At 48.6% G+C, this 13277-nt stretch carries 14 protein-coding genes; 1 reads left to right on the forward strand and 13 read right to left on the reverse strand.

The genetic code is table 11. The annotated features are described in order from the left end of the window. Window positions 1-617: 617 nt before the first annotated feature. The 10 genes from BLU99_RS05995 to panB form a co-directional block, all read right to left on the reverse strand. Window positions 618-1088: a hypothetical protein gene (locus tag BLU99_RS05995; RefSeq protein WP_091900273.1), complete on the reverse strand. Its 471-nt coding sequence runs from the start codon at window positions 1086-1088 to the stop codon at window positions 618-620. A 13-nt stretch (window positions 1089-1101) separates the two neighbouring features. After that, window positions 1102-1326, reverse strand: a complete 225-nt coding sequence (locus BLU99_RS06000; RefSeq protein ID WP_144006100.1) for a hypothetical protein — start codon at window positions 1324-1326, stop codon at window positions 1102-1104. 5 nt (window positions 1327-1331) lie between these two features. Beyond that, window positions 1332-2072, reverse strand: coding sequence for a hypothetical protein (locus tag BLU99_RS06005; protein ID WP_091900275.1), 741 nt, complete (start codon window positions 2070-2072; stop codon window positions 1332-1334). A gap of 12 nt (window positions 2073-2084) precedes the next feature. After that, complete coding sequence (locus tag BLU99_RS12250; protein ID WP_176771063.1) at window positions 2085-2234, reverse strand: hypothetical protein; 150 nt, start codon at window positions 2232-2234, stop codon at window positions 2085-2087. A gap of 252 nt (window positions 2235-2486) precedes the next feature. Beyond that, the gene (locus tag BLU99_RS06010; protein ID WP_091900276.1) at window positions 2487-3272 is read right to left on the reverse strand and encodes a Rossmann-like and DUF2520 domain-containing protein; all 786 of its coding nucleotides are present in this window, start codon (window positions 3270-3272) and stop codon (window positions 2487-2489) included. Further along, a complete protein-coding gene (locus BLU99_RS06015) occupies window positions 3269-4033 on the reverse strand; it encodes a type III pantothenate kinase (protein WP_091900277.1) in 765 nt (254 codons plus the stop codon). Before BLU99_RS06015 ends, BLU99_RS06010 begins: the two co-directional genes overlap by 4 nt. A gap of 21 nt (window positions 4034-4054) precedes the next feature. Then, window positions 4055-5251 (reverse strand): bifunctional phosphopantothenoylcysteine decarboxylase/phosphopantothenate--cysteine ligase CoaBC, encoded by a 1197-nt coding sequence (coaBC, locus tag BLU99_RS06020; RefSeq protein ID WP_091900278.1) that lies wholly within the window; start codon window positions 5249-5251, stop codon window positions 4055-4057. Window positions 5252-5262: 11 nt separating this feature from the next. Beyond that, window positions 5263-5652, reverse strand: a complete 390-nt coding sequence (gene panD / locus BLU99_RS06025; protein ID WP_091900279.1) for an aspartate 1-decarboxylase — start codon at window positions 5650-5652, stop codon at window positions 5263-5265. A gap of 12 nt (window positions 5653-5664) precedes the next feature. Beyond that, the gene (gene panC, locus BLU99_RS06030; protein WP_091900280.1) at window positions 5665-6519 is read right to left on the reverse strand and encodes a pantoate--beta-alanine ligase; all 855 of its coding nucleotides are present in this window, start codon (window positions 6517-6519) and stop codon (window positions 5665-5667) included. An 18-nt stretch (window positions 6520-6537) separates the two neighbouring features. Beyond that, window positions 6538-7362 (reverse strand): 3-methyl-2-oxobutanoate hydroxymethyltransferase, encoded by an 825-nt coding sequence (panB, locus tag BLU99_RS06035; protein WP_091900281.1) that lies wholly within the window; start codon window positions 7360-7362, stop codon window positions 6538-6540. Window positions 7363-7650: 288 nt separating this feature from the next. On the opposite strand from panB, the gene mutS reads away from it, so the two are divergent. After that, window positions 7651-10278, forward strand: a complete 2628-nt coding sequence (gene mutS / locus BLU99_RS06040; protein ID WP_091900282.1) for a DNA mismatch repair protein MutS — start codon at window positions 7651-7653, stop codon at window positions 10276-10278. Between the two features lie 52 nt (window positions 10279-10330). On the opposite strand, the gene BLU99_RS06045 is transcribed toward mutS, so the two are convergent. The 3 genes from BLU99_RS06045 to ychF are packed head-to-tail and all read right to left on the reverse strand — an operon-like array spanning window position 10331 to window position 13168. Further along, a complete protein-coding gene (locus tag BLU99_RS06045; RefSeq protein WP_144006101.1) occupies window positions 10331-11176 on the reverse strand; it encodes a hypothetical protein in 846 nt (281 codons plus the stop codon). A 9-nt stretch (window positions 11177-11185) separates the two neighbouring features. Beyond that, on the reverse strand, window positions 11186-12064 hold the full coding sequence (gene lgt / locus BLU99_RS06050) for a prolipoprotein diacylglyceryl transferase (protein ID WP_091900284.1): 879 nt from the start codon (window positions 12062-12064) through the stop codon (window positions 11186-11188). Between the two features lie 3 nt (window positions 12065-12067). Next, a complete protein-coding gene (ychF, locus tag BLU99_RS06055; protein WP_091900285.1) occupies window positions 12068-13168 on the reverse strand; it encodes a redox-regulated ATPase YchF in 1101 nt (366 codons plus the stop codon). Window positions 13169-13277: the final 109 nt, after the last annotated feature.

Genomic DNA, 13277 nt, shown 5'->3' on the forward strand with positions numbered 1-13277 from the left:
GTGTATCTTACATATTTCTTTCGCTTCAGGAAATCATTCCTGATCTTTTCTAAAACTTTTTTCGGTAGCGGACATCTTTTCCAAGGGGTATTATGCCTCCACTTATGATTTGAATCAGAATAGAATTCCCGTGGGAAATGTTGTTTTTGAACAACAAGATTATTTATTTCTACTGCATATACTCTTTTATAGTCCTCCTTTTGACAGCTATCTTTCTCAAATACGACTTTCCCTAGGACAATTACACTATAATGTGATAGCGTATCATACTTGATATCATAGTCAAAAAGAGGCTCAGAGATAGTACCACATGAAACACAATCTCCTTCTATATAACTTGTTCTGAAAGAAACAGAATCCAAAGAGACATCGGGTATGTCTTTCGTACTTACTGTACCAAAGAACTTCTCACATGACATGGATGTGCCACAACTCACCAACAAACAACACGTCAATAGAATAAGTAACTGTTTCATGCAATATCTTATGCAGGTAGAAAGCTTTATATCGAGGGCAAATATAGGCAATTTGTCTGAAACGGCCAAATCTGTGAGGCGGATTATATGTACTACCCGTCACAAATACAAAAACAGCCCACGGGCTATAATGCTTCTAACTCAATCCCTTATTACATATTTGTCTAATTCTTCAAAATATCTTTCCATTTCTTCTATATTCATAAGAGGAGGATAAACCGCACAATAGAACCGTCTTAGTATATCCAACGTTATAAGATGTTTATGTCCTTTATACCAAAGCTTTATTTCCTTTAAAAGTTTTTTGTCTATTCGAGGCATCTCATGTGGAGTAGCCCCCCAAAAATTTCTATCAGACATATAAGAAATTGCAACTAGGAAATCCCGTTGTTTACTATCTTCTGCTTCATTCAGTCTACATATCTTTTCTTTCTTTATTCTCTTCTTAAGAGTGGATATGTTTACACAAAATACAGAATCGACATCTGTAATCGTCTTGTAACATATGGCGCACCAATCATCTTCCATCCCCAAACTATCAACACTTGCAGGAGTTCCCCACATGTTAAGGCTGATTAATACCGTGAGAGCAACTATTACGATATACTTCATATACTATAATAAATTAGCGGATTACACTTGTGACATTGTTTGATTTGTCGAAATTAATATAGATTGTCTTTAATATATCATTATTAGTTCCTATAACAGGTATTTCCATCTTTCCATCAGATATGTACTTGTAGGGCTGGGTGTCGCGGTTCAGCACCATCGCCTTCAGCGTGTCCACGATACCATACTTGCCGTTCTGCATCCTGCCCCTGCGCTCAACTATTCTTGCTACCGACATCTCCATCACTGATTATTTCCAACATATCGAATAGAAAAGATAATCCAGTCAAGTGTTCCCCTATTGATGTCCTTCTCCCAATGAACATCCGATATCACATATTCCCTTAATCGTTGGGCAATGTCCTCCTCTATCTTTGTGGGTATTTGAGGTCTGATTACCTTCACTTTCGTATCTGTCGTGTTTCCCTCCTTGTCTGCCTTACACTTTACACTCATCACCATTTCTCCTTCATATTTCAAGAAACAAGCTATCTCGTCTATCTTCTTCTGCAGTAAAAGAAATAAACTGTCATTCCCTTCAATATAATTGGCGCCTATATGATCAGGCATAAACCTTTTATCATCACTTGGAGTACTTTCGCACCGCATACGGTTAATATAGTTCACAATGGTATCATTATTTGCGTAAGTCTTACCATTTTGAACGATATAAGTCTTATTCATACAAACTTCCTGCCTAACAGTATCAGAATCGAAGAAATAGAGTTTACATCTTACAGGAAAGTATACATCTTCTGTTTCTGGCAAACGAGACAGAAGGTGTTTAAGAGTATCTATATGATTCTGAGACGATACAATATACTCTTCCGTATACCCGTTCTGTCTCTCAAAATTAGAGCACGTAGAGACCTGAACAGGATATTTATCCCAATCATCATACCTAATCATCAGACTGTCAATATTTGCACAATTTGTTTCTATAGACAAAAACTGAAACGATAGCAATAATAGTATCTTTTTCATATCACTCTATTTTTATTCCCAGGTATATAACCAAAACTCAACTGCTTCAGAAGGATTCACAATGTTACCGCTATAGGCAATCGTGAGGTTGTCGACGACACCGTATGACCCGCTCTGCATCCTGCCCCTGCGCTCCAGGTGCTTGATGTTGCCGTTGGCCATCACAGAAGAACTGTTCTTTTACAATCCCATGCGATATATGGTTGATACCAAGGGCAAATATAGGCAATTTGTCTGAAACGACCAAATCTGTGAGGTAAATTATGGGGTATCCCTTCGATGCTTCAACAAACCAAAAAAGGAATAAAAGTCCCCCTCGGTTTTTTCTAGTTCACAACTTCAGACAAGCACTTTTTTAGGACAAACGAAGGTACCAATGCAGACTTAGGGAGCGCAGACTTAGGAACCTTGGTTTTAGAGATGATGTTGGGTGGCGTCGTCATGGATGCTGTCGGCCATGAGGCGGTAGATCTGGCGTGTACGTTCGTCGTGGATCAGCGATAGCTGTTTGTCCATCACACTGACGTCGTAACGCACCATAGGACCCGTCTGAGCGTCTTTTGGCGACATGACGGTGACTTTCTTAGCCACCTCTTTTATCAATGGTAGGAATAGGCGGAAGTCAATTTCTTCCTCTTGCAGTATCCGTTCGGCCAAACGGTAGCAGTGGTTGGTGAGGTTGGCTGCGAATACGGCGGCCAGGTGGAGCTTGGCCCTTCTTGACGAGTCGACCTCCTGCACATGGTCCGAGATGCTCTCAGCCAGTGTTTTGACCATGGTCAGCGTCTCTGCATCGGAGGCCTCAACAAAACAAGGTATCTCTTTGAAGTCGACCTTTCTCGTCTTGGAAAACGTCTGCATGGGATAGAGTACGCCATAGTGAACAGCCTGTGTGTCGAAGATCTCCATAGGAACACTGCCTGCTGTGTGCATGAACACAGCCTTCGTCCTGTCTGGACAGAGGGTCTCGGCCAGTCCTTTGATGGCATCGTCCTTGACACTTATGATATAAGCGTCTGCATCAGTGCGGACATCAGACAGCGTTGAAACAGCCTGACAACCTAGTTTGTTGGCCAGTGTTGTGGCGTGCTCCGGGGTGGGACTGTACACCTGCATGATGTTGTGTCCGCTGTCTTGCAGAGCCAGTGACAGTTGTGTGGCGAGATTGCCAGAACCCAGGATGACCAGTTGGTAGTTCATAGTTGCATTGCTTTAAAGAGTCCCTTGAACTGCAGGTATTCATCATTTGTAATCTGGTTCTTGCAGTAAGGAATGATCTGCTTGGCCATGCCACCAGTGGCGATGATATGTACGGCACCGTTGAGTGTGGGTTTGATACGGTCGATGATGCCGTCAATCATGGCAGCAGTACCATATACGATACCACTCTGCATGCATTCTAAGGTGTTGCGACCAATGAGATGGTGTGGTTTCTCAATGTTGATAGCAGGAAGCTGAGATGCTCTCTTACAGAGGGCGTTTAACGAGGTCTTCACACCTGGTATGATCATGCCACCGATAAAACAACCATGCTCGTCGATCACGCCGACGGTGGTGGCTGTGCCCATATCGATGACGATGGCAGGTGCTCCATGACAGAGGACAGCCCCGATAGCATCAGCCAGACGGTCGTTGCCCAGCTGTGTAGGTGATTCCACGTGAATGTCAATCACCTTCATCGCATCATCGATACTAAAGAAACGTGGTACGATACCGGTAAGGTCGATGATAGCTTGGGCAACATCATCGTTGACCTCGGGTACTACTGATGAGATGGTGACAGACTGGATGTCAGTCAGCGATACCTCGTATTTCCTCATGCTTGTCTTCAGCTCATACCGGAAGAAACTGACGGTCTCGTCTTTCAGGGTCTTGAACCGCCATGTGCTACGGATATTCCCATCGCTGTCAGCTACAGCGATCACGATGGTGGAGTTGCCGATATCAATCAGTATGTGCATCTTCTCAGGGGTTTGCGTATCTCAAGCCTTGATCATGTCAGCGATATGGCTGAGAATCATGTCGGCCGTCTCCTCCTTGGAACAGAGCGGCAGTTCCTTGACCTCCGTCTGTGATAAGAGAGTGACCTTATTCGTATCGACGCCAAAGCCGGTATCGCGACTAGAGATAGAGTTGGCACAGATAAGGTCGGCATGCTTCTTCATGAGCTTTGCCTGCGAGTTTTCCAGAAGGTTCTCCGTCTCCATGGAGAAGCCCACGAGCACCTGTCCCTTTGGCTTATGGTCGCCAAGGTATTGCAGGATGTCCTTTGTGCGTGACAGAGGAATATTCAGGTCGTCATCACCTTTCTTCATCTTCTGTGAGGAGCAGTGTGACGGCGTATAATCGGCAACAGCACTACACATGATGATGATATCCTGATCCTGACTGTGTGTGGTGACGGCATCAAACATCTCTTGTGCTGTTGTGACGGATACCTTCTTGATGCCTGTAAAAGGTTGAATGGCGACAGGTCCGGAGACCAGGGTTACCTCGGCACCACGGAGTACAGCCATCTTGGCAATGGCATATCCCATCTTACCAGAGGAATGGTTGGTGATACAACGTACGGGGTCGATAGGCTCTTGGGTGGGACCCGCAGTGATGAGCACTCTCCTACCCTTGAGATCTTTCTCTTTGGCCAGATGGAGCAGGATATGCTCCAGGAGGGTCTCCTCGGCAGGCATCTTGCCACTGCCGATATCACCACAGGCCAGTCGGCCTTCTACAGGAGCAATAATATGATAGCCGTAGTTCTTGAGCTTCTTGAGATTGTCCTGCAGGATGGGGTTCTCCCACATGCCTGTGTTCATGGCTGGTGAGAAGAGCACTGGAGCCTTCGTTGCCATGATGGTGGTGGTGAGCATATCGTCGCAGATGCCACAGGCCACCTTGCCGATGACATTTGCCGTACAGGGAGCCACGAGAAACAGGTCGCCTTTCTTGGCCAACGAGACATGTTTCACGTCGAAGTTGAAGTTACGATCGAAGGTGTCGACGATGCACTTGTTGTTTGTCAGTGTCTCAAACGTCATCGGTGTGATGAAGTGCGTGGCATTCTGTGTCATGATGACATGCACATCGGCATTCAACTTCACCAGCATAGAGGCAAGATTGGCAGTCTTGTAGGCTGCGATGCTTCCTGTTACGCCGAGTACGATGGTCTTTCCTGTAAGCATATCTTAAAGGGCTATTGTTCGCTGAGCAGTCCGTGCTTCTCGTAGTTGGTCTTGCGCACAATCTTATTATTGCCGTCGACGAAGAGTACGACAGGCTTGTGCTGAGAGGCCTCCTCTGGAGTCATGCTGGCATAGGCCATGATGATGATCTTATCGCCAACATTGACGCATCTGGCAGCAGCGCCGTTCAGACAGATGATGCCAGAGTCTTCCTCGCCAGCGATGGCATAGGTCTCGAAGCGGTTACCGTTGTCGATATCGGCAATCTCCACTTTCTCGTATTCCATGATGCCCGACTCCTGTAACAGCCTTGAGTCAATGGTGATGCTGCCAACATAGTCAAGGTCTGCCTGTGTCACGACGGCACGGTGTATCTTAGCTTTGAGCAGTGTTATTTCCATTTCCTAGATATATTATGAGTGATTTGTGCCAATGATGAAGTTGTCGATCAGACGTGTCTTGCCGATATAAACGGCAATAGCAACAAGCGTCTCACCCTCGATCTTGTCGACGCGTTGTATGTTCTCGAAGTCGACGACCTCGACGTAGTCTATGCGTGCCAAGGGCTCGCTCTGCAGACTATTCTTGATGATGGCGATGATTGTCTTTGCGTCTTTCTCACCGCTTTCGATCGCTTCTTTACCTTTCTTCAGACTCTTAGAGAGGATCAGGGCTGCCTGACGCTCCTCGGCATTGAGATAGGTATTCCGACTTGATTTAGCCAGACCGTCTTCTTCGCGGACGATAGGACAGGCGATAATCTCAAGAGGGAAGTTCAGGTCGCGTACAAAACGTCGGATGGTTGCCAACTGCTGGGCGTCCTTCTGACCAAAGTAGGCGCGATCGGGCGTTACGATGTTAAACAGCTTTCCCACCACAGTGCATACACCACGGAAGTGAACGGGGCGAACGGCACCACAGAGCAGTTCTGTGGTCTCTGTCGTGTCAATGAACGAGGTGAAGTGGCCAGGATACATCTCCGATGGCTCTGGGTTGAAGATCAGGTCGCCCCCAGCCTCCTCAACCGCCTTTATGTCACGGTTGAGGTCACGTGGATAAGCCTCCAGATCCTCGTTAGGACCGAACTGTATGGGGTTAACGAATACAGAGACGACGGTACGGTCGTTCTGACTTGCCGACTTCTTGATGAGACTCTGGTGACCCTCATGCAGATAGCCCATGGTGGGCACAAGTCCTACGGAGAGGCCTTCCTGCCTCCATCCGCCGACAATCTCTCTTACTTCTTTAATAGTCTTTACAACCTTCATATTACTAACAAATAAATATCAATACAGTTTCTCGAGCACGTCATCGCTGATTTTAAATGTCTGCTCTTCCGCAGGGAACGTGCGTTGCTCACACTCTTCCTTATACTGTCTGAATGCTTGGAGCATGACGGCATGCAGGTCGGCATACTTCTTGACGAACTTCGGTGTGAAGCCGTTGGTAAAGCCAAGCATATCCTGATAGACAAGCACCTGACCGTCGCAGAATCTGCCGGCGCCGATGCCGATCGTCAGTGCCTTCGACTGTTCTGTGATCATCTTAGCCAGTGCCTCAGGCACACACTCCAGGGTGATGGCAAAAGCGCCAGCTTCTTCTACGGCCTTGGCATCACTGAGAAGCTTCTGGGCCTGTTCCAGTGACTTGCCCTGTACCTTATAGCCACCCAGCGCGTTTACCGACTGGGGAGTCAGTCCGATGTGGGCAACTACAGGTATGCCTGCCTGGACGATGGCCTTGATGCGGTCTGCATACTCTGCCCCACCCTCCATCTTCACAGCCTGACAGTTGGTCTCCTTGACGATACGACCAGCATTGCGGACAGCATCCTCTACTGATGCCTGATATGACATGAAGGGCATGTCGATGACAACCATTGCTTCTTTTGCACCTCGACAGACCGCCTTACCATGGTGGATCATGTCTTCCACGGTCACGGCGAGTGTGTTCTCGTAGCCAAGCATCACATTGCCGAGAGAGTCACCTACGAGGATCATGTCGATGCCTGCCTCGTCGATGGTACAGGCAGTATGATAGTCATAGGCCGTGAGCATGCTCACAGGGCATGTTCCTTTTCGGCTTAGTAAGTCATATATTGATTTCCTCATTTCAAACGTACAGATAATTTATTTATAATGAATTAGTAACGAGGAGTGGGAGTGGATCTTACCCACGTTTGATTTTGCGGCTGCAAAGTTAGTAACTTTTATTGTTACTGCAAAATTTTGCGCCTCTTTTTTATGTTGATGGTCCTAAAACACCTATGTTAGCACCTGGTTAGCAGCGCTTTCTGTCAGAGGGGAGTCATGGCAAAACAAATAATCCAGAAGAAATTTTGCCAATTCGGGAAAAAGGAGTAACTTTGCCTCTCAAACTAAAATAACGAGACAAGCGTAATGGCAAAGAAAGAAGGTAAGGAACTGACTCCGATGATGAAACAGTTCTTCGATTTAAAGGCAAAACATCCTGATGCAGTGATGCTATTCAGGTGTGGCGACTTTTATGAGACCTACTGCGAGGATGCCATTACTGCCTCGAAAATCTTAGGTATCACCCTCACCCATCGTAATAACGGAGCAGGTGGTAAGGGCGACGAGATGGCTGGATTCCCCCATCATGCCCTTGATACCTATCTGCCGAAACTGATCCGTGCAGGTAAGCGTGTGGCCATCTGTGACCAACTTGAGGACCCTAAGCTGACGAAGAAGCTCGTGAAACGAGGCATCACTGAACTGGTGACGCCTGGTGTGGCGCTCTCGGATAATGTGCTGAATTATAAGGAGAACAACTTCCTGGCTGCCGTCCATTTTGGAAAGGCTTCGTTTGGTGTGGCTTTTCTGGATATCTCTACTGGTGAGTTCCTGACAGGTGAGGGCACACAGGACTATGTGGAGAAGCTGTTAGGTAATTTCTCGCCAAAGGAGGTGCTCTACGATAGGACGAAGAAACAGGAGTTCGAACGTAACTTTGGCAATCGCTTCTTTACCTTCCAGATGGACGACTGGGTGTTCAGCGAACAGACATCAAAGCAGAAGCTGCTGCGCCATTTCCAGGTGAAGAACCTGAAGGGATTCGGTGTGGATCATCTTCAGGCTGGTGTTATCGCTGCTGGGGCTATCCTGCAATACCTCGAACAGACGCAGCATACGCAGATAGGACATATCACAAGCATCTCGCGTATCGAGGAGGATAAGTATGTGCGACTGGATAAGTTCACGATCCGTAGTCTGGAACTGGTTCATCCCATGCAGGAAGACGGAAAGTCGCTGCTCGATGTGATAGATAAGACGGTGAGTCCGATGGGTGGCCGTCTGTTGCGCCGCTGGCTGGTGTTCCCCTTGAAGGATGAGAAACCTATCAACTCTCGTCTGGATGTGGTGGAGTATTATTACCGGGAGCCGGCATTCAGAGAGTGCCTGGATGAACAGTTGCATAAGATCGGTGATCTGGAGCGAATCGTCTCCAAGGCAGCGGTAGGTCGTGTATCGCCACGTGAGGTGGTGCAACTGAAGGTCGCCCTACAAGCCATTCAGCCCATCAAGGATGCCTGTCTCTGTGCCGAGAACGAGGCGTTGAGACAGATAGGTGAACAACTGAGTCTGTGTGAGACACTCCGCGACAGGATAGAGAAGGAGATACAGAATGATCCGCCGCAGTTGGTGGCGAAAGGTGGAGTCATCAGAGACGGTGTGAATGCTGAGCTCGATGAACTGCGAAGCATCGCCTATAGTGGTAAGGACTACCTGTTGAAAATTCAGGAACGTGAAGCCCAGGAAACGGGTATCAGCTCACTGAAGATAGGCTATAATAATGTGTTCGGCTACTACCTTGAGGTGCGCAACACCTATAAGGAACAAGTGCCGCCAGAATGGGTACGTAAGCAGACGCTGGCACAAGCAGAGCGCTATATCACACAGGAGCTCAAGGAGTATGAAGAGAAAATCCTTGGTGCGGAGGATAAGATCCTCTCCTTGGAGGCCCGACTCTTCAGCGATCTTGTACTATCCATGCAGGCGTTTATTCCACAGATACAGACCAATGCGAACATCATCGCCCGTCTCGACTGTCTTCTGAGCTTTGCGAAGGTGGCTGAGGAAAACAATTATATCCGACCTGTGATCGACTCGTCGGAGGTGATAGATATCAAACAGGGGCGTCATCCTGTCATCGAACAGGAACTGCCGTTGGGCGAGAGGTATGTGCCCAACGATATCCTGCTCGATAACGAGCGCCAGCAGATCATCATCATTACGGGTCCGAATATGGCTGGTAAGTCGGCGTTGTTACGACAGACGGCGCTCATCGTGCTACTTGCCCAGATAGGCTGTTTCGTGCCCGCAGAGGCCGCGAGAATCGGTCTGGTGGACAAGGTATTCACCCGTGTAGGGGCTTCGGATAATATCTCCCTTGGCGAATCGACGTTTATGGTGGAGATGACGGAGGCCTCGAATATTCTGAATAATGTCAGCTCGCGCTCGCTGGTGCTCTTCGACGAGTTAGGTCGAGGAACATCTACCTACGATGGTATCTCTATCGCTTGGGCGATTGTGGAGTATCTGCATGAGAATGTCAAGGGTGGTCATCCGCGTACACTCTTCGCCACGCACTATCATGAGCTGAATGAGATGGAGAAGAATTTTCCGCGTATCAAGAACTATAACGTCTCAGTCAAGGAGGTCGACGGTAAGGTGATCTTCCTGCGCAAGTTGGAGCGTGGTGGCAGTGAGCACTCGTTTGGTATCCATGTGGCTGAGATCGCAGGTATGCCTCGCAGCATCGTGAAGCGTGCCAACGTGATCCTGAAGCAGTTGGAGGCCGAGAACGCTTCCGTGGGCAGTGTGGGTAAGCCTACGGCAGAGATTGCGGGCTCACGAGAGGGTATGCAACTCTCGTTCTTCCAGCTCGATGATCCGATTCTCTGTCAGGTACGTGACGAGATCCTGGGCCTCGACGTGAACAATCTCACGCCCCTTGAAGCCCTGAACAAACTTAATGATATTAAGAAAATTGTCAGAGGGAAATAGCTCGCACATCACCTATGTCCTTGGCGAGCAGCAGGTAATGTAAACTCAGACTTTATCTTTTTTGCTGTGGCGGACCCATGCGGACAGGCCCTCGTGGCATCATCTCGTCCTGATTGCCCCAGATAAGTCCTTTAAGCAGACGGCCGAAGTCAAAGCTGAACTTCTGACCATTGTTGAGTTTGACATAAGGACTGACGATAGGGTCTGTCACCCATTTGCCCGTCATGGGATTCAGGTAGCGCCTCGCACCTGCATCCACGCCAAAGTTCTTGTGGAATCGGATGTCTGCATAGCCGCCATAATTGGTTGTTCCTAAATAAGGATTCACGGCTGGACTGATCAGCGAAGAGTTGGGATAGTAATAGCCGAAGGCATGCAGCGAGATGGCATTGTTCACCCAGTAGTTCACCGTGCCACCCACGCCGTAGCGTGTCTGCAAGAACCCCATGCCCACCATCCTATATTTGTCTGCCAGCGCTGAGGCCGAAAAACTCCAGCGGCCTGTTTGCTGATAGAGTGTCAGAGCACCTGACTCGCGATCGAGCAGTCCTGGCATCGAGTCTGCTCCCCCGCTGACGGTGATGGCTGCTCCTCGCCACGGAGTGAACAACTTACCGCCCTGCAATGTGTTCACCTCCCAACTGCCCCGTCTGGTATCGTAGAGGCTGGATGGCGTATCGAGTTTGTATCCAGGGTTAGGTGTTGCCAATGGTTGAAGCCGTCTTTTCCACAGTGTTGAGTCATGCTGCTGCAGGAAGGAATCCGTAGGCAGGAGGTCACTACTCAGGCCCACGGAGTCTTTCCTCAGCGATTTCTCTACACTGATGTCCGTCTGCGCTGATGCACCTATTGCCATCGTCAGCAGCATCACCATGAGTACTTTCCTCAGTATCTTCATTTACCTTTTTCAAGCTCCAGCCTTCTTCTTGGCCTTGACCATGCAGTACACGCCAAGGATGATGAAGGGGATAGACAGTATCTGTCCCATATCAATAGGCAGTGAGGCCTCGAAGGCTTCCTGGATCTCCTTGGTGTATTCGATGAAGAAGCGGAAAGTGAAGATATAGGTCAGGCAGAAGCCGAAATACCAGCCTGTGCCTACCTGAGGACCTTTGGCTTGTGGTTTCTGACTGTTCTTGTAGATAATCCACATGATGACGAACAGGATGGCGTAGGCGATGGCCTCGTAGAGCTGTCCTGGATGACGGGGTGCGGCATCGACACGCTCGAAGATAAAGGCCCATGGCACGTCTGTGATCTTGCCGATAATCTCAGAGTTCATCAGGTTGCCCAGACGGATGAAACAGGCCGTCGTTCCTGTGGCGATGGCGATGTTGTCGAGTACCGTCCAGATGCTCAACTTCGTCTTGCGCACATAGAGCCAGAGGGCAATCATCAGTCCTAATGTGCCACCATGTGAGGCAAGACCAGCATAGCCTGTTATGTAGAAGCCGAAGGTCTCGCTCAGCCAACTGCCATTATGACCGAAGTGGATGGGCAGGATCATCTCTACTATACCCTGCCATGAGGTCAGGAAATCCTGAGGCTGGTAGAAGAGACAATGACCCAGACGGGCACCAATCAGAATGCCGAAGAAACAATAGATGAAGAGGGGATCAAAGAGTTCGTCCTTGATCTTCTGATCCTTATACAGGTGTTTCACGACAAGATAGGCGAGTGCCAGTCCGATAATCCACATCAAACCGTACCAGCGCACAGTGATAGGACCTAGATGGAAAGCCTCCAGATCAGGCTGCCAGACGATATAACTCAAAAGATTCATCATAGTTTATACGTTGAAGCGGAAATGCATGATATCACCATCTTGAACGATGTACTCCTTACCCTCTACGGCCAACTTTCCTGCCTCGCGGACAGCGGCCTCAGAGCCATATTGGATATAGTCGTCGTACTTGATGACCTCGGCACGGATGAAGCCTTTCTCGAAGTCGGTATGGATGACACCAGCACACTGAGGAGCCTTCCAACCCTTCTTATAAGTCCAGGCCTTCACTTCCATCTCACCAGCGGTGATAAAGGTCTCGAGGTTCAGCAGGGCGTAGGCTTTCTTGATCAGACGGTTCACACCACTCTCCTCCAAGCCCAGCTCCTCGAGGAACATCTGCTTGTCTTCGTAGCTCTCAAGCTCAGCGATATCCTCTTCTGTCTTAGCGGCGATGATCATGGCCTCTGCTCCTTCTTCCTTGGCCAGGGACTCTACTTTCTGTGTCCATTCGTTGCCGCTTTTGGCATCGGTCTCGCCCACGTTACAGACGTAGAGGACAGGCTTCGAGGTGAGCAGGAAGAGGTTACGGGCACAGTCTTGCTCGTCCTTCGACTCGAACTCTACGACACGGGCGTTCTTACCCTGTTCCAACACCTCTTTGTAGGCATGGAGCACGTTCACTTCCACCTTTGCGTCCTTATTGCCTGCGGCAGCGGCCTTTTCCGTCTTGGCCAATCGGCCCTCAATGGTCTCAAGGTCCTTGAGCTGCAACTCAGTATCGATGATCTCCTTATCGCGGATGGGGTCGATGGTGCCATCCACATGGGTGATATTCTCGTCCTCAAAACAGCGGAGCACGTGGATGATCGCATCCGTCTCGCGGATGTTTCCAAGGAACTTGTTTCCTAATCCCTCGCCCTTGGAGGCGCCCTTCACCAGACCTGCGATATCCACAATCTCACAGGTGGCGGGTACGATACGACCTGGGTGTACCAACTCTGCCAGTTTGGTGAGTCTTTCATCGGGGACGGTGATCACACCCACATTCGGCTCGATCGTACAGAAAGGAAAGTTGGCTGCCTGTGCTTTGGCACTCGACAGACAATTAAACAATGTGGACTTACCCACGTTGGGGAGTCCTACAATACCACATTTTAATGCCATTACTTCTTATAAACGTTTATAATCTGGGTGCAAAGGTACGAATAAGCGATGAAAAACGCTAAAGGTATGATGTTTTTTTTGATAAGAACGCAACTTTTCGTATCTTTGC

Origin of the sequence: Prevotella sp. lc2012, from assembly GCF_900107065.1 — a bacterium.
Taxonomy (GTDB): domain Bacteria; phylum Bacteroidota; class Bacteroidia; order Bacteroidales; family Bacteroidaceae; genus Prevotella.

Coding starts and splice junctions, on each gene's coding strand:
- BLU99_RS05995 (WP_091900273.1), bottom strand. CDS start 1,088: ATGAAGTATATCGTAATAGTTGCTCTCACGGTATTAATCAGCCTTAAC.
- BLU99_RS06000 (WP_144006100.1), bottom strand. CDS start 1,326: ATGTCGGTAGCAAGAATAGTTGAGCGCAGGGGCAGGATGCAGAACGGC.
- BLU99_RS06005 (WP_091900275.1), bottom strand. CDS start 2,072: ATGAAAAAGATACTATTATTGCTATCGTTTCAGTTTTTGTCTATAGAA.
- BLU99_RS12250 (WP_176771063.1), bottom strand. CDS start 2,234: ATGGCCAACGGCAACATCAAGCACCTGGAGCGCAGGGGCAGGATGCAG.
- BLU99_RS06010 (WP_091900276.1), bottom strand. CDS start 3,272: ATGAACTACCAACTGGTCATCCTGGGTTCTGGCAATCTCGCCACACAA.
- BLU99_RS06015 (WP_091900277.1), bottom strand. CDS start 4,033: ATGCACATACTGATTGATATCGGCAACTCCACCATCGTGATCGCTGTA.
- coaBC (WP_091900278.1), bottom strand. CDS start 5,251: ATGCTTACAGGAAAGACCATCGTACTCGGCGTAACAGGAAGCATCGCA.
- panD (WP_091900279.1), bottom strand. CDS start 5,652: ATGGAAATAACACTGCTCAAAGCTAAGATACACCGTGCCGTCGTGACA.
- panC (WP_091900280.1), bottom strand. CDS start 6,519: ATGAAGGTTGTAAAGACTATTAAAGAAGTAAGAGAGATTGTCGGCGGA.
- panB (WP_091900281.1), bottom strand. CDS start 7,362: ATGAGGAAATCAATATATGACTTACTAAGCCGAAAAGGAACATGCCCT.
- mutS (WP_091900282.1), top strand. CDS start 7,651: ATGGCAAAGAAAGAAGGTAAGGAACTGACTCCGATGATGAAACAGTTC.
- BLU99_RS06045 (WP_144006101.1), bottom strand. CDS start 11,176: ATGAAGATACTGAGGAAAGTACTCATGGTGATGCTGCTGACGATGGCA.
- lgt (WP_091900284.1), bottom strand. CDS start 12,064: ATGATGAATCTTTTGAGTTATATCGTCTGGCAGCCTGATCTGGAGGCT.
- ychF (WP_091900285.1), bottom strand. CDS start 13,168: ATGGCATTAAAATGTGGTATTGTAGGACTCCCCAACGTGGGTAAGTCC.